Annotated in this window: 16 protein-coding genes; 11 read left to right on the top strand and 5 right to left on the bottom strand. The window is 67.5% G+C overall.

Going from position 1 to position 20,535, the window contains the following annotated elements; genetic code table 11:
- Positions 1-65: 65 nt before the first annotated feature.
- On the top strand, positions 66-2,597 hold the full coding sequence (locus tag ROV93_RS18310) for a methyl-accepting chemotaxis protein (RefSeq protein ID WP_072167233.1): 2,532 nt from the start codon (positions 66-68) through the stop codon (positions 2,595-2,597).
- Between the two features lie 77 nt (positions 2,598-2,674).
- Here the strand turns inward: ROV93_RS18310 and ROV93_RS18315 are convergent, their stop codons facing one another.
- On the bottom strand, positions 2,675-3,061 hold the full coding sequence (locus ROV93_RS18315; protein WP_014648516.1) for a DUF2628 domain-containing protein: 387 nt from the start codon (positions 3,059-3,061) through the stop codon (positions 2,675-2,677).
- Between the two features lie 214 nt (positions 3,062-3,275).
- Here ROV93_RS18315 and ROV93_RS18320 point away from each other — a divergent pair, with 214 nt between their 5' ends.
- Entirely contained in the window at positions 3,276-3,446 is a 171-nt protein-coding gene (locus ROV93_RS18320) for a hypothetical protein (protein ID WP_172412093.1), read from the top strand.
- Between the two features lie 60 nt (positions 3,447-3,506).
- On the opposite strand, the gene ROV93_RS18325 is transcribed toward ROV93_RS18320, so the two are convergent.
- Positions 3,507-5,552, bottom strand: a complete 2,046-nt coding sequence (locus ROV93_RS18325) for a TonB-dependent receptor (RefSeq protein WP_072167232.1) — start codon at positions 5,550-5,552, stop codon at positions 3,507-3,509.
- Between the two features lie 496 nt (positions 5,553-6,048).
- Here ROV93_RS18325 and mdoH point away from each other — a divergent pair, with 496 nt between their 5' ends.
- Genes mdoH through ROV93_RS18345 form a run of 4 tightly spaced genes read left to right on the top strand, consistent with a single transcriptional unit; the run spans position 6,049 to position 10,473 of the window.
- Positions 6,049-7,974, top strand: a complete 1,926-nt coding sequence (mdoH, locus tag ROV93_RS18330) for a glucans biosynthesis glucosyltransferase MdoH (RefSeq protein ID WP_072167230.1) — start codon at positions 6,049-6,051, stop codon at positions 7,972-7,974.
- A 50-nt stretch (positions 7,975-8,024) separates the two neighbouring features.
- A complete protein-coding gene (locus tag ROV93_RS18335) occupies positions 8,025-8,684 on the top strand; it encodes an alpha/beta hydrolase (RefSeq protein ID WP_080376908.1) in 660 nt (219 codons plus the stop codon).
- A 3-nt stretch (positions 8,685-8,687) separates the two neighbouring features.
- Positions 8,688-9,731: a sensor histidine kinase gene (locus ROV93_RS18340; RefSeq protein WP_072167228.1), complete on the top strand. Its 1,044-nt coding sequence runs from the start codon at positions 8,688-8,690 to the stop codon at positions 9,729-9,731.
- A 10-nt stretch (positions 9,732-9,741) separates the two neighbouring features.
- A complete protein-coding gene (locus tag ROV93_RS18345) occupies positions 9,742-10,473 on the top strand; it encodes a LytTR family DNA-binding domain-containing protein (protein WP_061478104.1) in 732 nt (243 codons plus the stop codon).
- A gap of 376 nt (positions 10,474-10,849) precedes the next feature.
- Here the strand turns inward: ROV93_RS18345 and ROV93_RS18350 are convergent, their stop codons facing one another.
- Positions 10,850-12,559, bottom strand: a complete 1,710-nt coding sequence (locus tag ROV93_RS18350) for a M28 family metallopeptidase (RefSeq protein ID WP_072169011.1) — start codon at positions 12,557-12,559, stop codon at positions 10,850-10,852.
- 86 nt (positions 12,560-12,645) lie between these two features.
- Entirely contained in the window at positions 12,646-13,308 is a 663-nt protein-coding gene (locus ROV93_RS18355) for a hypothetical protein (RefSeq protein WP_072169012.1), read from the bottom strand.
- A gap of 95 nt (positions 13,309-13,403) precedes the next feature.
- Here ROV93_RS18355 and ROV93_RS18360 point away from each other — a divergent pair, with 95 nt between their 5' ends.
- Positions 13,404-14,702: a peptidoglycan DD-metalloendopeptidase family protein gene (locus tag ROV93_RS18360; RefSeq protein ID WP_111201303.1), complete on the top strand. Its 1,299-nt coding sequence runs from the start codon at positions 13,404-13,406 to the stop codon at positions 14,700-14,702.
- Between the two features lie 108 nt (positions 14,703-14,810).
- A complete protein-coding gene (locus ROV93_RS18365; RefSeq protein ID WP_072169013.1) occupies positions 14,811-16,271 on the top strand; it encodes a S41 family peptidase in 1,461 nt (486 codons plus the stop codon).
- 60 nt (positions 16,272-16,331) lie between these two features.
- On the opposite strand, the gene ROV93_RS18370 is transcribed toward ROV93_RS18365, so the two are convergent.
- On the bottom strand, positions 16,332-17,024 hold the full coding sequence (locus ROV93_RS18370) for a rhomboid family intramembrane serine protease (protein ID WP_053498727.1): 693 nt from the start codon (positions 17,022-17,024) through the stop codon (positions 16,332-16,334).
- A gap of 227 nt (positions 17,025-17,251) precedes the next feature.
- On the opposite strand from ROV93_RS18370, the gene ROV93_RS18375 reads away from it, so the two are divergent.
- The 3 genes from ROV93_RS18375 (at position 17,252) to ROV93_RS18385 (ending at position 20,473) form a co-directional block, all read left to right on the top strand.
- Entirely contained in the window at positions 17,252-18,679 is a 1,428-nt protein-coding gene (locus tag ROV93_RS18375; RefSeq protein WP_005414995.1) for an outer membrane protein transport protein, read from the top strand.
- A gap of 134 nt (positions 18,680-18,813) precedes the next feature.
- Complete coding sequence (pnuC, locus tag ROV93_RS18380) at positions 18,814-19,413, top strand: nicotinamide riboside transporter PnuC (RefSeq protein ID WP_072169014.1); 600 nt, start codon at positions 18,814-18,816, stop codon at positions 19,411-19,413.
- Entirely contained in the window at positions 19,400-20,473 is a 1,074-nt protein-coding gene (locus ROV93_RS18385) for an AAA family ATPase (protein ID WP_072169015.1), read from the top strand. The genes pnuC and ROV93_RS18385 overlap by 14 nt, the downstream gene beginning before the upstream one ends.
- The last annotated feature ends 62 nt before the right edge of the window (positions 20,474-20,535 follow it).

Genomic DNA, 20,535 nt, shown 5'->3' on the forward strand with positions numbered 1-20,535 from the left:
CAGCCCCCCCTGATATATCTCACCCCTGAACACCGGTCGTCCTGAACTTCCTTGCGGACCCTCCCATGTCTTCTTCCCGCTCTGCCGCTGCCCAACGCCCGGGCAGCATCGCCCACAAGTTGATGCTGGGCACCGCCGTGATCGCGCTGCTGTGCTTCGGCCTGACCGCCTTCCTGATCTACCGGCAGGCCAGCGCCAGTCTGATCAGCGCCTCGCGCCAGACCATGACCAGCGAGGCCAACGCTGAGGCGCGCCAGGTGGCGGCTGATCTGGGCACGGCTTTCGCCAGCAATGACGCCATGGTCGAGGCCGTGCTGGCCCAGCGTGCCCGTGGTGACATACCCGACCGCGCCAGCCTGGCGGCGGTGCTCGGCGAACAGCTGCGTGCTCATCCTCAATGGCTGGGCAAGAGCACCATGTGGGAGGCCGATGCCTTCGACGGCAAGGATGCGGAGTTCGTCAATTCCGAAGCACACGATGCCACCGGCCGCTACATGAGCTACTGGGCCTGGCAAGACGGCAAACCGCAGCAGTCGGTGATGACCGACTACACCGAGACTGCCAGCGGTTCCGGTGACTGGTACATGGTGCCCAGCCGCGACAAGCTGCCCAAGGTCAGCGAACCTTACGCCTATGACATCGCCGGCCAGAAGGTGCTCATGAGCACCCTGAGCACGCCGATCATCGAGAACGGCAGATTCCTGGGCGTGTTCACCGTCGACTTCTCGCTGGCAGCGTTGCAGAAGCACCTGTCAACGCTGAAGCCGATGGGGGCTGGCCGCGTCGAACTGCTGTCGCCCAAGGGCGTGGTGCTGGCCTCGGCCAATGCCGCCGAGATCGGCAAGCCGCGCAACGATGCCCTGACCCGCAGCATGCTGGCCGACATCGCCGCCGACCGTCCGTTCGAGGCCTTCAGCCCCGACGCGGCCGGCAACGTACGCGTGTATGTGCCGCTGCGCGTGGGCGACGCCCCGCAACGCTTCGCGCTGGGCGTGGTGATGCCGCATGCGGTGATCGTGTCTGAGGCACGCCAGCTGCTGTGGCTGACCCTGCTGGTCGGCGTGATCGCCGCGCTGACCCTCAGCGCCGGCGTCTACGTGCTGCTGCGCCGCCTGGCGATCCGCCCGTTGGCCGAAGCGGTACGCGTGGCCGGTGATGTCGCCGCCGGCAAGCTGGACAGCACGCTGCCGGCGCGCAGCAACGACGAAGTGGGGCGCCTGCTGGACGCAATGCAGGGCATGCGTGGGCAGTTGCAGTCGGTGATGTTTGCGCAGGCCGAAATGGCGCGCCGGCACGATGCCGGTGAACTCAGCTATCGCATGGATGCTGCGGCCTTCCCGGGCGAGTACGGCCGCATGGTGGCCGACAGCAACCAGCTGGTGGCCTCCAGCAATGCGGTCACCCAGCGCCTGGTTGAAGTGATGCAGCGCTATGCCGTGGGCGACCTCAGCGTGGACATGGAAGTGCTGCCGGGCGAGAAGGCGGTGTTCACTGCCGCAATGGCGACCACCAAGCGCAACCTGGCCGCGATCAACGAGCAGATCCAGCAACTGGCCGCCGCCGCCGCCGCCGGTGACTTCGCCGTGCGCGGTGATGCACTGCGCTTCGAACATGATTTCCGCCGCATGGTGGAGACCCTGAACACAATGATGCAGGTCAGCGACCACAACCTGGCGGCACTGTCGACGCTGCTGCGCGCGATCGCCGCCGGTGACCTCAGTGCCCGCATGCAGGGCGACTTCCACGGCGTGTTTGCGGTGATGCGCGACGATGCCAACAGCACCGTGCAGCAGCTGACCCAGATCGTCGGCCAGATCCAGCAGTCGGCGGCCAGCATCCGCCTGGCCGCCGGTGAAATCGCCGCCGGCAACAGCGACCTGTCGCGCCGCACCGAGCAGCAGGCCGCCAACCTGGAGGAAACCGCCGCGTCGATGGAAGAACTGACCTCCACCGTGCGCCAGAACGCCGACCATGCGCTGCAGGCAAATACGCTGGCCGGTTCCGCAGCGGGCGTGGCCAGCGAAGGCGGCCAGGTGGTCAGCCAGGTGGTGCACACCATGGAGCAGATCGAGGCGTCTTCGCAGCGCATCGCCGAGATCATCTCGGTGATCGATGGCATTGCGTTCCAGACCAACATCCTGGCGTTGAACGCCGCAGTGGAAGCGGCGCGCGCCGGTGAACAGGGCCGTGGCTTCGCAGTGGTGGCCAGTGAAGTGCGGGCGCTGGCGCAGCGCTCGGCGGGTGCTGCCAAGGAGATCAAGGAGCTGATCGACGCCTCGGTGGCCGAGGTCGGTGCCGGCGCGCAGCTGGTGCACGGTGCGGGGCGCACCATGCAGGACATCGTCGGTCAGGTCGGCCGGGTCAACGAGATCATGGCCGAGATCTCGGCCGCGTCGCGCGAACAGTCTGCCGGCATCGAGCAGGTCAACCAGACCGTAGTGCAGATGGACGAAACCACCCAGCAGAACGCCGCGCTGGTGGAGGAAGCCAGTGCCGCCGCCCGTGCGATGGAGGAGCAGGCCGAGCAGCTGGCAGTGGCGGTGTCGCGCTTCCGCCTGCAGGCCGAGCCGGAGGGCATGGCCCGCCGCGCGGCCTGATGCCGGAAACGAAGACGCCCGGCGGCTGCCGGGCGTCGCATGCATCCTTGCCGCGCATCCTGCGCAGGTCTGATGGCTCAGAACATTCCTTCAAACGGATTCCAGCTGGCGCGTCCTTCCACCTTTTCCAGGTAGTAGCTGTAGTTGGTGCTGGAGGCGACCAGCAGGTTCATGGCGATGAACAGCATGCGCCCGACGACATCCGGCAGGAACATGCTGACGATGGCCAGCGCGATGTTGATGCCGATCACCACCAGTGCCTTGCGCCACATGCCGAGAATCAGCAGGTAGATGGCACCGAAGAACAACGCGAAGAAGTTCAGGTTGATCTTCAGGCGGTCACCAAAGGACAGTGCCTTCCAGGCCTGCTTGAAGCCGGGGTTCTTGGGGGCGCCGTGCTGGCGGAAGAAGTTGAAGCGGAACTGCCACTTCGGGCTGAACTGGGACAGGTCAGTGGTATTCATTGGGAAACATCCCTGTGAGAAAACGTTTTCATGATAGGACAAGTCCTATTCAGGATCCAAGCGCTAGCGTCAAGAATGTGACGCCTGCCTTGTTCCCGCGCCTGCGGCCAAGCGCCGCGCCGTCACCCACCCGCCTTGTTTTTAGGATAGGGTGCGCAGTTCCGCTGCCGCCCCGGCTGAGCCCGTGCGGCGGCGGGAAGTCCATGGAGGTTGCATGACCACAGCTGCTACACCGGAAAACGCACCGGGACCGGTGCTCCTGCCGACACCTGAAGTGGTGCAGGCACAACAACTGCTCGCACGCCAGCAACTGGCGGTGGCGATGGACCGTGCGCGCACGGCCGCCACGCGGGATGCGGCACCGACCGCGCTGGAAAGCGAGTAACCCGCAACACCGTCGATCGCGCTGGCATGTCGCCAGCGCGATCACGGTGCGTGCCGCCGGTCAGAACCGCGCGGTCATGCTCAGGAAGTAGCTGCGCCCGGCGACGAAGTAGTCGGTGGAGCCTTCCGCATACAGCTTCTTGTCGGCCAGGTTGCTGACGCCACCGCGCAGGGTCAGCACTTCGTTGACGTTCCATGCCGCGGTCAGGTCATACAGCGTATAGGCCTTGAGGAAGGTCGTGGCGGTGCCCGTCTGCCTGCCGGTGTACTGCGCCGACAGGCTGCCGGAAAACACCGTGCTGGGCGCCCAGTCCAGCGACGAATAGCCGGAGAACTCCGGCGTATCGATCAGGTTGCGGCCGGTGGTCAGGTTCCTGGCTTCCTTCATCCAGGTCGCCGAGGTGCGCCAGCGCCACTGCTCGCCGAAGCGGACGTTGAGGTTGCCTTCCATGCCGCGGGTGCGCGCGCGCTGTACGTTGCTCATGCGCGTCCACCAGATGCCGTTGAACCGGCCCAGCGGTGCGTACTCGATCTTGTTCCGGAAGTCGGTGTGGAAATAGGTCACGCCGACATCGATCAGGTCATTGTCGAAGCTGATGCCGATCTCGCGATTGGTGCTGGTCTCCGGATCGAGGTCCGGGTTGCCGGCCATGTAGCACCCGCCGCGGGTATAGCCCAGCGGAATCAGCGAGGTGCAGCCGCGGCCCCCGGACTGGGTAGCGGCACTGGCCGAGTTCTCGGTCAGGCTGGGCGCACGGAAGCCCTTGGAGACGCCACCGCGGATCGTCCATTGTTCGGCCGGGTGCCAGACCAGGTACGCACGCGGGCTGACGTGGCCGCCGAACTGCTCGTGATGGTCCAGGCGCGCGCCCACGGTCAGGGCCAGGGTGCGGTGCAGTTTCAGCTCGTCCTCGGCAAACAGCGCCCAGGTGTCCACGTCCAGAGTGGAGCCGCTGACCGCGTTGCCGGCATAGTCGATCGGCGCGCGGCCGATGGTGTCGGTGTTGGTCAGCTCCTGCCGCTTCCATTGGCCGCCTACGGCGAACTGGTGTTCAACGCCGAGGGTGAACGGCGTGGTCAGGCTGCCCTCAATGATCGTATCGGTCGCTTCGGAACGGCCGGCAGCACCGATGTCGTTCCTGTACTCGGTCCAGTACGCACTGATCTTCGAATTGCCGAAGCGCCACTTGCCATCGTGGTTGAGCGCCAGCGAGCTGCGCTTGAGCTCACTGGCACCCCAGGCACCTTCGTCCTGCTTTTCCAGCGACGCATCGATGAAGGCCTGCTGCACGCCGTGCCCGGCTTCCAGCGACAGTTCCTGTGCGTCGCTCAGCTTCCACTGCAGCAGCGCATCGGCGTTGCGGTCCTTCTCGCCGGCATAGGCGTTGCCGTAGACACCGCCGTTGGAGCGGTCCGAATCACGGCGCATGCTGTTGGCACCGATGCGCAGGCCGAAGCGTTCGCCCAGCGGTCCGGAGAACGTGGCGCCGATCTGCTGGGTATCGCCGCGCTTGCCGTCAGCCGGGCGGGTGTAGCTGTGGGTGGCGCTGCCGTTCCATTCGTCGCCGATGCGCCGGGTGATGATGTTGATCACCCCGCCCATCGCATCGGAGCCATACAGCGACGACATCGGCCCGCGCACCACTTCGATGCGCTCGATCTGGTCCGGCGAGATCCAGTTCAGGTCCTGGCGGCCGAGGTCGGGGCGATAGTTGGTCGAGGCCGAGCTGCCCATGCGCTTGCCGTCCACCAGCACCAGCGTGTAGTTGGACGGCATGCCACGCAGCTTGATCTTGGACTGCTCGCCGACGGCGCTGAGGCCGCCGGTCACGCCCGGTACGCGGCTGAGCAGGGCGGCCAGGTCCGGTACCGGCTGGCGCTCGATGTCCTCACGACTGATCACGTTGATGCTGGCCGGGGCATCCTTGATCCACTGCTGGCTGCCTGAAGCCGTGACCACCACGGTATCCAGGTCCTTGGTGGAGGCATCGGCGGCGGCCTCTGCGGCGGCCTCTGCGGCGGCCAGGCCGGGCAGGGCCAGCAGGCAGGCGGTGGCCAGGCGGGTGCGCGGCAGGCGCGCGGAACGGGAACGGGACGACAGGGACATGACGGCTTCCATGGGAGGTGGGGTGACCCGGTGGAAGCAGCAGGCGCAGGCAGACAGCAGGCAGCCCCCCCTTCCGTGGGTCGTCGGGTGCGCGGTCTGGACCGGCGCAGCTGGGTGGGTCGCGGCCGTGCGGAGGACGGTGACCTGCCTGGTTAATTAAATGATAACCGTTCGCGTTTGTTACGATCCAGTACCGGGGGCGATGCAGTGACATCTGGCCATGCCCTGGCGTGATCGCCTGCTATTTGCTGAATGGGGACAAATCCCGGTGTAGACCTTCGCACCCGGCTTACATTCTGGGCCCTAGACTGGGCCGCATTTTCGATTCCGCCCCGTTGGAGATCGTGTGGGTTCCGGTAGTGACAGACATCGACTGTGCGGCGTGAGGCCGACACAGCCAGGACAAGTGCGGGCGCCGGGAAAGCGCGCCGGGAACCTTGGTGCATGCAGCCCGGCCGGGATGGCCGGCCGTGCCGACGGCGCGGAGTAAGCGACGATGGGGGTGCAGACCATCCAAGCGGAAGCAGGAACGCCCCGGCTCGATGCCGGCTGGGCGCTGCTGCCCGCTGAATCGCCGTTGCCGATGCCCGAACAGACCCTGCGCGAAGGCGCGCTGAAGGTCCGGCGGCATCGCACCTCGCCGCGCTTGATCGGCCTGCGCCGGCTGTACCTGTTTGGTGGCACGCTCGGCATGACCGCCGTGGCTACGCGGATGATGTGGCGGGTGCTGTCGGCCAATGGCATCAGCGTGCTCGAAGCCTGCCTGCTGGTGCTGTTCGTCGGCCTGTTTGCCTGGATCGCGCTCTCGTTTGCCAGCGCCCTGGCCGGCTTCCTGACCGCTGTGTTCGACCGGGGCTATCGGCTCGGCATCGACCCGGACAAGCCGTTGCCGGCCGTGCACAGCCGTACTGCGCTGTTGATGCCGACCTACAACGAAGACCCGCGCCGCCTGCTGGCCGGCCTGCAGGCGATCTACGAGTCGGTGGCGGCCACCGGCCAGCTCGACCGCTTCGACTTCTTCGTGCTCAGCGACACCCGCCGCGAGGACATTGCCGCTGCCGAGGAACAGGTGTTCGCCGAGCTGCGCGAGCGTGTGCCGGAGGGGCAGACGCGCCTGTTCTATCGTCGACGTGGTGACAACAGCGGGCGCAAGGCCGGCAACATCGCTGACTGGGTCCGCCGCTTCGGCGGTGCCTATCCGCAGATGCTGATCCTTGATGCCGACAGCCTGATGACCGGCGACAGCATCGTGCGCCTGGTGGCCGGCATGGAACACAACGCCGACGTCGGACTGATCCAGACCCTGCCGTCGGTGATCGGCGGCCGCACCCTGTTCGCGCGCATGCAGCAGTTCGGTGGCCGCGTGTACGGGCCGGTGATCGCCCGCGGCGTGGCCTGGTGGCACGGTGCCGAGAGCAATTACTGGGGCCACAACGCCATCATCCGTACCCGTGCCTTCGCCGACCACGCCGGCCTGCCGGCGCTGCCGGGGCGCAAGCCGTTCGGCGGCCACGTGCTCAGCCACGATTTCGTCGAAGCGGCGCTGATGCGTCGTGGCGGCTGGGCCGCGCACATGGTGCCCTACCTCGGTGGCAGTTACGAGGAAGGCCCGCCGACGCTGACCGACCTGCTGGTGCGCGACCGTCGCTGGTGCCAGGGCAACCTGCAGCACGGCAAGGTGGTCGGCAGCCGCGGGCTGCACTGGATCAGCCGCACGCACATGCTGATCGGCATCGGCCACTATTTCACCGCACCGATGTGGGCCATGCTGATGCTGATCGGCATCGCCATCCCGCTGTTCCAGGAAGGCATCGATTTCAACGCCCTGCTGCACCTGTCGCCCAGCGTGTACTGGCGCGCACAGGATGAAGAGCAGGTGGTGCGCCTGTTCGCCGCCACCATGGCGGTGCTGCTGCTGCCCAAGGTGCTCGGCTACCTGGCAATGCTGCTGGACCCGGTCGACCGCCGCGGTTGTGGCGGTCCGATCCGTGCCTTCGTATCGATGCTGGTGGAAACCGTGCTCGCCGCGCTGATGGCGCCGGTGGTGATGTACGTGCAGTCACGCGGCGTGGCCGAAGTGTTGTCCGGGCGCGATTCCGGCTGGGACGCGCAGCAGCGTGACGACGGCGGCATCTCGTGGATGGCGTTGATCCGTGGCTACGGTGGCTTGGGTGTGTTCGGCGCCTTCATGGGCGTGCTGGCCTGGGCGGTATCGCCGTCGCTGGCGGCCTGGATGGCGCCGGTGGTGATCGGCATGGTTCTGGCCGTTCCGGTGGTGGCGCTGACCTCCTCGCGCGGCCCCGGTGCTTTCCTGCATCGCCTCGGCCTGCTCGATATTCCGGAAGAGAACATTCCGCCACCGGTGCTGGTACGCGCCGCGCAGCTGCGGCGGGAAGCGGCCGAGCAACCGCCGCTGTACTGATTGCCCCGCGCCAGCGGCATAATGCGGCTCGAACTTGAAGGAGCCGCATCATGCTGCAAACGGTGGAACAGGAAACCGGCGCCTCGCCGCAGTGGTCGGTGATCTGGTTGCACGGCCTCGGCGCCGACGGCCATGATTTCGCGTCGATCGTGCCGGAACTGGTGCGGCCGCACTGGCCGGCGCTGCGCTTCGTGTTCCCGCACGCACCCGTGCGGCCGATCACGATCAACAACGGCGTGCCGATGCGCGGCTGGTACGACATCGTGGGCATGGACTTCCGTTCGCGCGCCGACATGGCCGGCGTGCAGGAATCGGTGGTGCATCTGGACGCACTGATCGCGCGCGAGATCGAGCGCGGCATCGCGCCGGAGAAGATCTTCCTGGCAGGCTTCTCGCAGGGTGGGGCGATCATCCTGACGGCCGCGCTCTCGCGTACCGCGCCACTGGCCGGCCTGATCGCGCTGTCCACCTATCTGCCCGAAGCCGACAGCGCCACGCGTGTTGACGGCGCGGTGCAGGTGCCGGTGTTCATGGCCCATGGCAGTGGCGACCCGGTGATCCCGCAGGCCGTCGCCGCGCACAGCGCGCAGACGCTGCGTACGCTGGGCCTGGATGTGGCGTGGCACAGTTACCCGATGGCTCACCAGGTCTGTGCCGAGGAGATCCAGGCACTGGGTGACTGGCTGCAGGAACGCCTGGGCGCCGCCTGAGCCATGTCGCCGGCCAGCACACCGCCGTGGATGCCGGAACTGTGCCGCCTGCCACGGCTGGCGGCGATGCTCGGCCTGGCCGAGCTGGTGGTGGTGGTACTGGCGCTGGCGCCGGACGGCAGCCGTCACTGGACCTTCGGCGAACTGCTGTCGGCCAGCGGATTCGCGCTGTGGCTGGCGCTGGCGGTGACCGCCAGCCTGTGCATGCTGCGGCAGACCCTGTCGCGGCTGCCGCCGGTGCTGGGCGCCATTGCGGCGACCGTGCTGGCCACCCTGATCGCGGTGGTCTGCGCCGGCATCGTGCACGCGCTGTACGCGGTGCTGGGCGACAACTTCGCCAGTGGCATCAGCTTCTGGCGTTTCACCCTCGGCAGCGCGGCAACTACGGCGCTGATCGCCGCGCTGGCGCTGCGCTACTTCTACGTAAGCGATCGCTGGGCCGCGCAGGTGCAGGCCAACGCGCGCGCGCAGGCCGACGCGCTGCAGGCGCGTATCCGCCCGCATTTCCTGTTCAACAGCATGAACCTGATCGCCAGCCTGCTGCATCGTGACCCGGCAGTCGCCGAGCGCGCGGTGCTGGACCTGTCCGATCTGTTCCGTGCCGCGCTGGGGGCGGGCGAGGGCGATTCCACCCTGCGCGACGAATGCGAACTGGCAGAGCGCTACCTGTCGATCGAATCGCTGCGCCTGGGCGAACGCCTGCAGGTGCGTTGGCAGCGCGACGAGCCGCTGCCATGGGACCTGCCCTTGCCAAGGCTGGTACTGCAGCCGCTGGTGGAAAATGCCGTGCTGCATGGCATCTCGCGCCTGCCCGACGGCGGCACCATCGAACTGCAGCTGGCGCGCGAGGGCAATGAGCTGCAGATCCGCGTACGCAACCCGGCACCCGATCCGCAGGCGCCGGGGCTGGCGCTGGCACGCGGCGCCGGCCATGCCCAGCACAGCATCGGCCATCGGCTGGCCTGGCGCTTCGGCAGCGCCGCGCGGATGACGGCTGGCTGGAGCGAGGGCTACTATGCCTGCCAGGTGACAGTGCCGATCCAGTGAGGGAACGATCGTGAGGGTAGTCATCGCCGACGACGAACCGCTGGCGCGCGAGCGCCTGCGCAGCCTGTTGGCGGCACAGGACGGCGTGGACGTGGTGGCCGAGGCCGGCAACGGTGAGCAGGCCCTGCATGCGTGCGCGGAGCTGCAGCCGGACCTGGTCCTGCTGGATATCGCGATGCCCGGGCTGGATGGCCTGGAAGCGGCCCGCCACCTGGCCAGCTTCGAACCCCGGCCAGCGGTGGTGTTCTGCACCGCCTACGATGCGCATGCGCTGTCGGCGTTCGAGGCCGCAGCGATCGACTACCTGATGAAGCCAGTGCGTGCCGAACGGTTGGCGGCGGCGATCGCGCGTGCGCGCACGTTCCTGGCCGGCCGCGGTGGCCGGCCACAGGAGCACAGCGGGCAGCAGGCACGCAGCGTGCTGTGCGCACGCCTGCGCGGCAGCCTGCGCCTGATTCCGCTGGACGATATCCACTACCTGCAGGCCGAGGAGAAGTACGTGGTGGTGCACCACGCGCGCGGCGAGGACCTGATCGAGGAATCGCTGAAGTCGCTGGAAGAAGAGTTCGCCAGTCGTTTCATCCGCATCCATCGCAACTGCCTGGTGGCACGCCACGAGCTGGTGGAGCTGCGTCGGGGCTCGGGCGGGCAGGTGCAGGCGGTATTGCGGCATGGCAAGCAGCCGCTGGAAGTCAGCCGCCGGTGCGTGGCGACGCTGAAGCAGGAACTGCGGCATCTGTGAGTGGTCCGCGCGGCCTGCGGCCGCGACTGCTGTGAAATCAACAGCAACAGCAACAGCAACAGCAACAGCAACAGCAACAGCGGGTCATGGCTCGGTGTTGCTACGCGCTGGGTCGGGCCGGGGTGGGGTGGCGGGACCGTTGGCGCCATGGGCCCGAGGCATGCCTCGGGCGGGTTGGGCAGGACGCCCAACCCCGGTCTTGCAGTGTGCGCAGGACAGCGCACACGAGCAAGGCGCCATCGAGCTTACAGGGAAGTACTTGCAGCGTGTCCCGCCCCCCCCCCCCCCCCCCCCCCCCCCCCCAAAAAAAAACCCCCGCCCCCGGGGGGGGCCCCCGCTCTGCTCTCAACAGTCCTCAGTCGAGCATGACCCGACTTTACTTGGCCGAAGCCTTGTCCTTCATCATCGCGTCGCGGGCCGCCTTGAACGGGTTGCCTGCATACCAGTTCGGCCAACGATCACCACCGGCCAGTTCCTTGCCCACGCCGTACATCAGCTGCAGGTCTTCGACGGTGCCATCCAGCTTCCAGGTGGCGGCGTCGAACTCGTCCTTCGGGCCATGGTAGCGGTTGGCGCCGTAGTCCGCCGCGGCCTTGCGGCCCGCTTCCACGCCACCCTCGCGCAGGTCCTCGCCGCCATCGGCGTACAGGGCTGGCACACCGGCCTTGGCGAAGTTGAAGTGATCCGAGCGGAAGTAGAAGCCGCTTTGCACCGAGGTCTCACCGTGCAGCGTACGGTCCTGGGCGGCGGCCAACGGCTTGAGGATGTCCTCCAGCTCCGAGCTGCCGAACCCGGTGACGGTCACGTCCTTGGCACGGCCAGCCACCGACATGGCATCGATGTTGATCACGCCGGCGATCTTGTCCAGCGGGAAGGTCGGGTGGGCGACGTAGTACTTCGAACCCAGCAGGCCGGATTCTTCCAGGGTCACGGCCAGGAACACCACCGAACGCTCCGGCTTCGGGTCCTGGTGGGCCATGGCTTCGGCCACTTCGAGAATACCGGCGACGCCGGTCGCATTATCGACGGCGCCGTTGTAGATGTTGTCGCCGGTCTCGCCCTCATGCTTGCCCAGGTGATCCCAGTGCGCCATGTACAGCACCGCCTCGTCAGCGCGCTTGCTACCCGGCAGCACACCCACCACGTTGCGCGACTGCTTCTGTGCGATCTGGCTCTTCAGGTCGACCGCAGCGGTGGCCTTCAGCGGCACCGGCTTGAAACCGCGCTTGCTGGCGTCCTTGTAGGCCTGCGCCAGGTCCAGGCCGGCACCGGCGAACAGTGCCTTGGCCGCGTCGGCGCTCAGCCAGCCCTGCACCGGAATGCGCGCTTCCGGGTCATCCTTGGCCGGCAGGTCGTACTGCGGGCCCGCCCAGGAGTTCTTCACCACGTCCCAGCCGTAGGAGGCGCCGGCGGTGTCGTGCACGATCAGTGCAGCAGCGGCGCCCTTGCGCGCGGCTTCCTCGAACTTGTAGGTCCAGCGGCCGTAGTAGGTCATGCGCTTGCCGTCGAACAGCTTCTCGTCCTCGACGTGGAAGCCCGGGTCGTTGACGAACATGACGACCGTCTTGCCTTTCCAGTCCTGGCCGGCGTAATCGTTCCACTTCTGCTCCGGCGCATCGACGCCATAGCCGACGAACACCAGGTCGCTGGCATCGACCTTTACCTCGGCCTGGCCGGTGCGGGTACCCACCACCATGTCGGTGCCGAACTTCAGCTCGGTGGTCTTGCCGCCCTGGGTGATCTTCAGCACGGTCGATTCGTCGGCCGTGGTCTCGGTCATCGGCACATCCTGGAACCAGCTGTCGCCGTTGCCGGGCTGCAGGCCGATGCGCTGCATCTGGTCGCGGATGTAGTTGACCGTCAGCTCTTCGCCCTTGCTGCCCGGCGCGCGGCCTTCGAACTCATCCGAGGCCAGCGTCTTGACCATCTCGGCGAAGTCGCCGGCATTGATCTCCGGGGAGAACGAATGGGCGGCCGGCTTCGCCGCAGCGGTGTCGGTGGCCGGCGCGGCGGCGGGCGTGTTTTCGCCTTTGCAGGCACTGAGCGCGGCCGCGGCGGCCAGGCACAGGAGGAGTTTGCGGGGCATCGTCGATTCCTGGAGAACAAAGGGCGGCCGCACCTGATGCGCGACCGGTAACAGTGAGTATTACCGAACCGGCAGGTCCGGCGGGTTCAGTCCGCCGGGGCGGTATCGGTGTCGAACGGGATTGGCTCGGCACCGGTCACCGGGCCGATGCGAGCGGAGCGATGCACGTACAGCACCACTTCGCGTTCGAACTGCAGGGGGCCGGTGACCACCGCATTCGGGCCGATGATCACGCGCGGCTTGCGGCTGGCGGTCAGCGAGACACTGAAGTTCGGCTTGCGCACATGCACACCGCCGCTGACCTGCGAACCGATACCGACGGTGATGTCACCATTGACGGTCTCCACGTCCTTGCCGACGCGGCTCTCGACCAGGCCGATGCCGCCGTTGACGGTCTCGACGCCGCCTTCGATCTGGCTGCCGCGATCGGTGAAGATGCTGCCGTTGACGGTGCTGACGCCGCCACTGGCGATCACTTCACGACCCAGGCGCACACCACCGTTGACCGTTTCGATCTTGCCGGTGCGCGCGCGGTCGGCGACCTTCACCCCGCCGTTGACGGTGTCGATGCTGCCGGTCTCGACGCCCTCGCCGACGCGGATGCCGCCGTTGACGGTGTCCAGCTTGCCGTAGCGTTGCCCGGGTTCGGCGCTGATGCTGCCGTTGACCTTGCTGATGTTCTCCTGCGCACAGACCGGCCCGGTGGCCAGCAGTACGCCCAACAGCAGCGGAATGGAAAGAGTTTTCATGGCGACCTCGATGGATGTGCGGCTGGCAGGCCGCGTGCGGAGATGTCACCATTCCCCGGTAGCCCCCGCAACTGCCTGAAGTCACTGGAAAGCCCTTGCGCGACAACGCCTTCCCATCACGCCGACATCACATCGCCGCTGCCCGCGGCGGTCGCTGCCTGCTGCTGGGGCTGGCGTTGGCGCTGGCCCTGCCGCTGCCCAGCGGTGCGCAGACCACCCGCGAGACCGAGCGCAAGCTGCAGAAACTGCGTACCGAACTGAAGGGCGTGGCGCAGGAGCGACGGCAGATCGAGGGCCAGCGCGGGCAGGCGTCGCGGCAGCTGCGCGAGGCCGACGAGAAGGTAGCCCGCACCGGTCGTGCACTTGCGCAGACGGAAGCCGCGCTGCGCGAGCAGGGCCGCGCCCTCGCCGAAGCCGAGCAGCGCCGCAGCACGCTGCAGGGCAACCTGGCCCAGCAGCACCGCGAACTGGCCGGGCTGTTGCGCGCGGCGTATCAGCTGGGCAACCACGCACCGCTGAAGCTGCTGCTGTCGCAGGACACGGTGGCCGATGCCAACCGCGCCCTGGCCTACCATCGCTACCTGCAGCGCGAGCGTGCGCAGCGGATCACCACGCTGACCGCCGACCTGAAGGAACTGGAAGCGCTGCAGGCGCAGATCGCCGAGCGCAAGCAGAAGCTGCAGGGGACGCAGCAGGACCAGAAACAGCAGGCAGCCGCCCTGGAAGCGGACCGCCGCGATCGCGCAAAGACCGTTGCCTCGCTGGAAGAGCGCTTCAAGGACCAGCGCGAGAAGGAACAGGCATTGGGCCAGGACGCCAAAGCACTGGAAACGCTGCTGGCCAACCTGCGTGCCGCTGCCGCGCGGGCCGAAGCCGAGCGGCGCGCCGCTGCACGCCGGGCCGCCGCCGAGAAAGCCGCTGCCGAGCGCGCCGCACGCCAGGCCGCCGCGCAGGGCCGTCCACCGCCGCCCACCAAGGTTCCACCTGCGGTGGCGTCGGCACCGGCGCCGAAGGTCGGCGGCCTGGGTTGGCCGTTGTCCGGCAACCTGCTGGCCCGCTATGGCGGCAAGCTGCCCGATGGGCGCACCAGCAGCGGTGTGCTGATCGGCGCGCCAGCCGGCAGCACGGTCACGGCCGTGGCCGATGGCACCGTGGTGTTCTCCGACTGGATGACCGGCTACGGCATGATCCTGATCGTCGACCACGGCAACGGCTACATGAGCCTTTACGCGCATAACGACACCCTGCTGAAGGATGCTGGCGCGCGGGTCAGCCGCGGCGATGCCGTGGCCAAGGTCGGCAATTCCGGCGGCCAGGGCGTCACCGCGCTGTACTTCGAGCTGCGCCGTGGCGGGCAGCCGGTCAACCCGGACAGCTGGCTGCAGCGGCGCTGAATCCTGGCCCGCCGGATGCGGTCCGGATTCAACGGGAATTTAGCTGTGCTTCGCGCATAATCGGTGCATGTGCCTTGGGCACCATGCCACCGTCGACAGGAGTGATCCATGCGCGCAGCCCGTACCGCCACCCTCTTGCTGGCCCTGTTGCCAGCGCTGTCCTGGGCGCAGCAGACCGCGCCCGCCCCAAGCCAGGAAACCAGCGGGCAGGCAGCGAACAGCGAGGAGGCGGTGACCTCGAAGGTGCCGCTGGAGGAAATCCGCCGTTTCGTGGCCGTGTACAACGCGGTGCGCGCCGCCTATGTCGACCCGGTCGATGACAAGAAGCTGATGCAGTCAGCCGTGCGTGGCCTGCTGCTCGACCTTGATCCGCACAGCACCTACTTCAACAAGGAAGACGCGCAGGCCTTCGACGAGCAGGCCAACGGTGCCTACGAGGGCATCGGCGTGGAGCTGCAGCAGCAGCCGGACAACGCCAGCATGAAGGTGATCGCGCCGATCGACGACACGCCGGCAGCCAAGGCCGGCATCCTTGCCGGCGATTTGATCATCGCCATCGACGGCAAGCCGATCAGCGCGATCGATGCGAGTGAACCGCTGCGCGGCCCGGCCGGCAGCAAGGTGGTGCTGACCATCGTGCGTGACGGCAAGCCGAAGCCGTTCGATGTCAGCTTGACCCGCCAGACCATCCGCGTGACCAGCGTGCGCAGCCGCCTGCTCGAGCCGGGCTATGGCTATATCCGCCTGAGCACCTTCCAGGCCGATACTGGCTCGGACTTCCAGAAGCACGTGCAGCAGCTGCAGAAGCAGTCCGGTGGCCAGCTCAAGGGCCTGGTGCTGGATCTGCGCAGCAACCCGGGTGGCCTGCTGACGGCCGCCGTGCAGGTCGCCGACGATCTGCTCGACAAGGGCAACATCGTCAGCACCCGTGGCCGCATCAGCATCAGCGATGCCCGGTTCGACGCGACCCCGGGCGACCTGCTGAAGGGCGCACCGGTGGTGGTACTGGCCGATGCCGGTTCGGCCAGCGCCTCGGAAGTGCTGGCTGGCGCGCTGCGCGACAACAAGCGCGCACGCGTGGTGGGCAGCCGCACCTTCGGCAAGGGCTCGGTGCAGACCGTGCTGCCGCTGGACAACGGCGATTCGGTGAAGCTGACCACCGCGCGCTACTACACGCCCAGCGGCAAGTCGATCCAGGCCACCGGCATCGTGCCGGATGTTGAGTTGAAGCCCGCCGCCACTCCGGCGGAGGATGCCCTGCCGGCCAGCCTGAGCGATTACAGCGAAGCGACACTGCCGGGCCATCTGCGCGGCGATGACGAAGGCACCGAGGGCTACCACGCCGGTGCGGTGCTGCCGGGCGACGGCCCGATCAACGACGCGCTGGCCGAGCTGAAGAACCCCGGTTCGGTGGCCGCACGGTTGAAGGCCGAGGCCGCGAAGGCGGATGCCGCCAAGGCCGCGAAGGCCGCTGCGGTGAAGCCCGAAGCCAAGCCGGAGGCGAAGGTCGAACCGAAGGCAGACAGCACGCCGGAAGCCAAGCCCGCTCCTGTGCCGGCCAAGCCTTGATTCCTGGTCTACGAACGAGCGGGTGAGCGTGGAGCCGGCCAGCGGCCGGCTCTACCTGGATCAGAAGCCGTGCCGCTTGCGCAGGCGGCGCGCGATCGCGGCGCGTACATAGACCCCGTACACGACGCCGAACACGAAGCCGCCGATGTGCGCCCACCAGGCCACCATGCCGAAGCTTGGGCCGATGTGGGCGAACACCACTTGCAGCGCCGCCCAGACGCCGATCAGCAGGTACGCCGGGGCGCGCACGAACTCCAGGAACAGGCCGAGCGGGATCACCACGCCCAGCCGCGCGCCCGGGAACAGGGCCAGATAGGCGCCGATCAGGGCCGACACCGCGCCGCTGGCGCCGATGATGATCTGGTCCGGGCTGCCCATGGTGTAGATCGCGACCAGGTTCGACACTGCGCCGCCGACCAGGAACAGCAGCAGCAGCCGCCACGGCCCCAGCACCCGCTCGGCGGGCAGGCCGAAGATCAGCAGGAACACCAGGTTGCCCAGCAGATGTGACCAGTCGGCGTGCAGGAACAGGGCGGTGAACAGGCGCAGCACGCTGCCGTCCTGCAGGGTCGCCCACCAGTCCAGCGGGTGGGTCAGACCGGTGGACAGGGCGCCCCAGTCCAGCCAGAGGCTGCCGCGGGCATCGTCCGGACGCGAGATCGACCACAGGAATGCCAGCCACAATGACGCGAACAGCACGGGCGTGGCCCAGCGCAGGGCCGCCTTCTTGCGGGACGGGAGCGAGACGAACATGCCAATAGCCTAGCGTGCGGCCACTTTCGGTGGGGATGGTCCTGTTCAGCTTTTGAGACGAAAAAACCGCCTGCGCTGTTATTGTTTCATTAACAGGTCTGGGTAATACTCGCATACGGCGTCGTATGTCGGGAGGGGAATCCGGCGCGCTCCGATGGGTCCCAGGACCCGGCGGGCGCAGGCGCACTCAGAGCACCATCACCGCTTACCGGAGAGAGAGAACTACGATGCAAACCGCTTCCACCATTGCCCGACTGACCCTGCTGGCCGTCGGCGTTGCCGGTGCGCTGGCCGCCGCCGATGCCAATGCTGCCGCCTTCCAGCTGAAGGAAAACAGCGCCAAGGGCCTGGGCCGCGCGTTCGCCGGCTCCACCTCGACCGAAGGTGACGCCTCGGTCATCGCCACCAACCCGGCCTCCATGCGCCTGCTCGACGGCACCCTGGTCCAGGGCGACGTCAGCGCCATCAGCTTCGGCGCCAAGTTCCGCGGCCAGGGCCAGTACGGCAACGGCGCGCCGATTTCCGGTGGCAACGGCGGCGACGCCGGCATGATCGCCCCGGTTCCGGCCGCGTACTTCCACGTGCCGTTCGGCGAGAACGACAACATGCACTTCGGTGCTTCGCTGACCGTGCCGTTCGGTTTCAAGACCGAATACGACCGCGACTGGGTCGGCCGCTACAACGGCGTCAAGACCGAGCTGCAGGCCATCGACCTGGGCGTGGCGTTCTCCTATGACGTCAACCCGTACCTGTCGTTCGGTGCTTCGGTGTTCGCCGAGCGCCTGAACGTCGACCTGACCAGCGCTGTCGATACCGGCACCGCGATCAACGCCACGGCCCAGCGCACCGCTGCGGCGCGTGTGCTGGCTGCAGGCGGCACCGCAGCCCAGGCTGCGGCGGCGTCGCAGGCCGCTGCACGCCAGGCCGCCCAGCTCGGCTTCTCGCCGGGCACCGCCGATGGCTACCTGCGCATCAAGGGCGACGAAGTGTCGGTCGGCTACACCCTGGGCATGACGGTCACCCCGGTGGAAGGCACCAACATCGCCTTCAGCTACCGCTCGAAGGTCGAGCACAAGATCACCGACGGCAAGGCCGACTTCACCATCCCGCAGAACGCTGCCGCCTTCCTGGCCACTGCCGCCCCGGGTACCTTCATCGACAGCAACGGCCGCGCCACCATCACCCTGCCGGCCAGCGCCACCGTGGGCTTCACCCACCGCGTGAACGACCAGTGGCAGATCATGGCCGAGGTCACGCGCACGGCGTGGAGCAAGTTCGACCAGGTCACCGTCGACTATGACTCCAACCAGCCGGACAGCGTGCTGCCGTTCCACTACCGCGACACCACCTTCGCGTCGATCGGTACCGATTTCCGCGTGAACGACAAGCTGACCCTGCGTGGCGGCCTGGCGTACGACCAGACCCCGACCACCGACGCCCACCGTGACGTGCGCGTGCCGGACACCACCCGCAAGTGGCTGTCGCTGGGCCTGACCTACGCCGCTTCGGACAAGATGGAATACAGCGTGGGTTACACCCACCTGTTCACCAAGGATCCGAACATCACCTCGACCTCGGCCACTGCCAACACCGTGACCGGCAAGTACAAGGTGAGCGGCGACGTGCTGGCGGCGTCGATGCAGTACAAGTTCTGATTCGGGCGATTGCCTGAAGCAGTACGAGGAGAGCCCCGCGCAAGCGGGGCTTTCTTTTTGCGGAGGGTATCCACGCATGGCATGGATCTACGGGTCCGACGACGCAGGACGTGGATCTACGCGACAATGGTGCGATGAACCTGTCCGACCCGAACTTCCAGCTGGAGCTGGCCGCCAATATCGCCGTCGCCGGCTCGATCCTGCTGGCTGGTCGCAACAACGTGCACACCTGGTGGCTGGGCATCGTCGGCTGCGCATTGTTTGCGGCCGTGTTCGAGCGCTCGCACCTGTATGCGGACATGGTGCTGCAGTTCTTCTTCATCGCCATCAGCGTGCTGGGCTGGTGGCAGTGGCTGCGCGGCGACCATGGCGCGCCGCTGCCGATCACTGCGCTGCGGCCGCGTGCGTGGGCCTGGCTGGCGCCGCTGGCGATGGTGGCCACGTTCGGCTACGGCTGGATGCTGACCCGACTGACCAACGCCTATGCGCCTTACATCGATTCGGCGGTGCTGGTGCTGAGCGTGATCGCGCAGATCCTGATGATGCGGCGCAAGCTGGAATCGTGGTGGGTGTGGCTGCTGGTGAACACCGTGGCAGTGCCGCTGTACTACAGCCGTGGCCTGCATCTGACCTCGATCCTCTACATCGGTTTCTGGATAAACGCGCTGGTCGCCCTGCGCCATTGGCGCCATCTGATGCGGACCGAGGCCAAGGCAGCCGATGCCGCCGCCTGAGCGCGTCGCGCGGGGGTTGGTGGTGGGCAAGTTCTGCCCGCTGCACCTCGGCCACGAACGCCTGATCGACTTCGCCGCCACGCGCTGCCGGCAGTTGCTGGTGATCGGCTGGTCGCAGCCGGGTTTTGCCGGTTACAGCGCTGCTCGCCGCGAACGCTGGTTGCGTGCGCGCTTCCCCCGGGCAACGGTGGCGGTGCTGGATGATGCGCGGTTGGCAGCGCTGTGTGCCGAACATGGCGTGCCGCCACGCGTGTTGCCGCACGACAGCGACAGCGAGCACGTGCAGCGCGAGTTCACCGCCTGGCTGTGCCAGCACCTGTTTGGTGGCCCGGTGCAGGCGGTATTCACCGGCGAGGACTACGGTGACGGCTTCGCGCAGGCGCTGGCCACGCACTTCGGTGCGCCGGTACGCCATGAGCGGCTCGAACGCGCATTGGACGTCGGGCAGGCGTGTGGCACCCAGCTGCGCGCCGATCCGCATGCGCACCGCCATGGTCTCGCACCGGAGGTGTACGCCGGATACGTGCAGCGCGTGGCCTTCATTGGTGGCGAGTCCAGTGGCAAGACCACGCTGGCGCGGGTGATGGCCGAGCGCCTGCAGACCGCCTGGGTGCCGGAGTATGGCCGCACGCTCTGGGAGCAGCAGGGCGGCGACCTGATGCCGGATGATCTGCTTCGCATCGCAATGACCCAGCCGCAGCATGAAGACGAGGGCGCGCGGCGGGCGCATCGCTGGCTGTTCTGCGATACCACGCCGCTGGTGACGCTGGGCTACAGCGGCTGGATGTCTGGTACGGCGCCGGAGGCACTGCGGCAGGCTGCATTGCGGCCATATGACCTGCTGTTCGTGTGCGCGCCGGATATTCCGTTCGATCAGGACGGCACACGGGTGGGCGAAGCATTCCGGGCGCAGCAGCATGCGTGGTACGTGCGCGAGCTGCAGGCGCGGGGCGTCGAATACGTGCTGCTGGAAGGCGATCTGGAGACGCGCATCGCGCGCGTACAGCGTGAGCTGGCGAAGCGGGCGGACAACCGGTTCAGTGTGACCCTGCCTCTGTAGCGCCGAGCCCACGCTCGGCTGTGCCGGAAAAGCCGAGCGTGGGCTCGGCTCTACAGGAAGCA

It is taken from the genome of Stenotrophomonas maltophilia group sp. msm4 (genome assembly GCF_032025605.1).
Lineage (GTDB): Bacteria > Pseudomonadota > Gammaproteobacteria > Xanthomonadales > Xanthomonadaceae > Stenotrophomonas > Stenotrophomonas sepilia.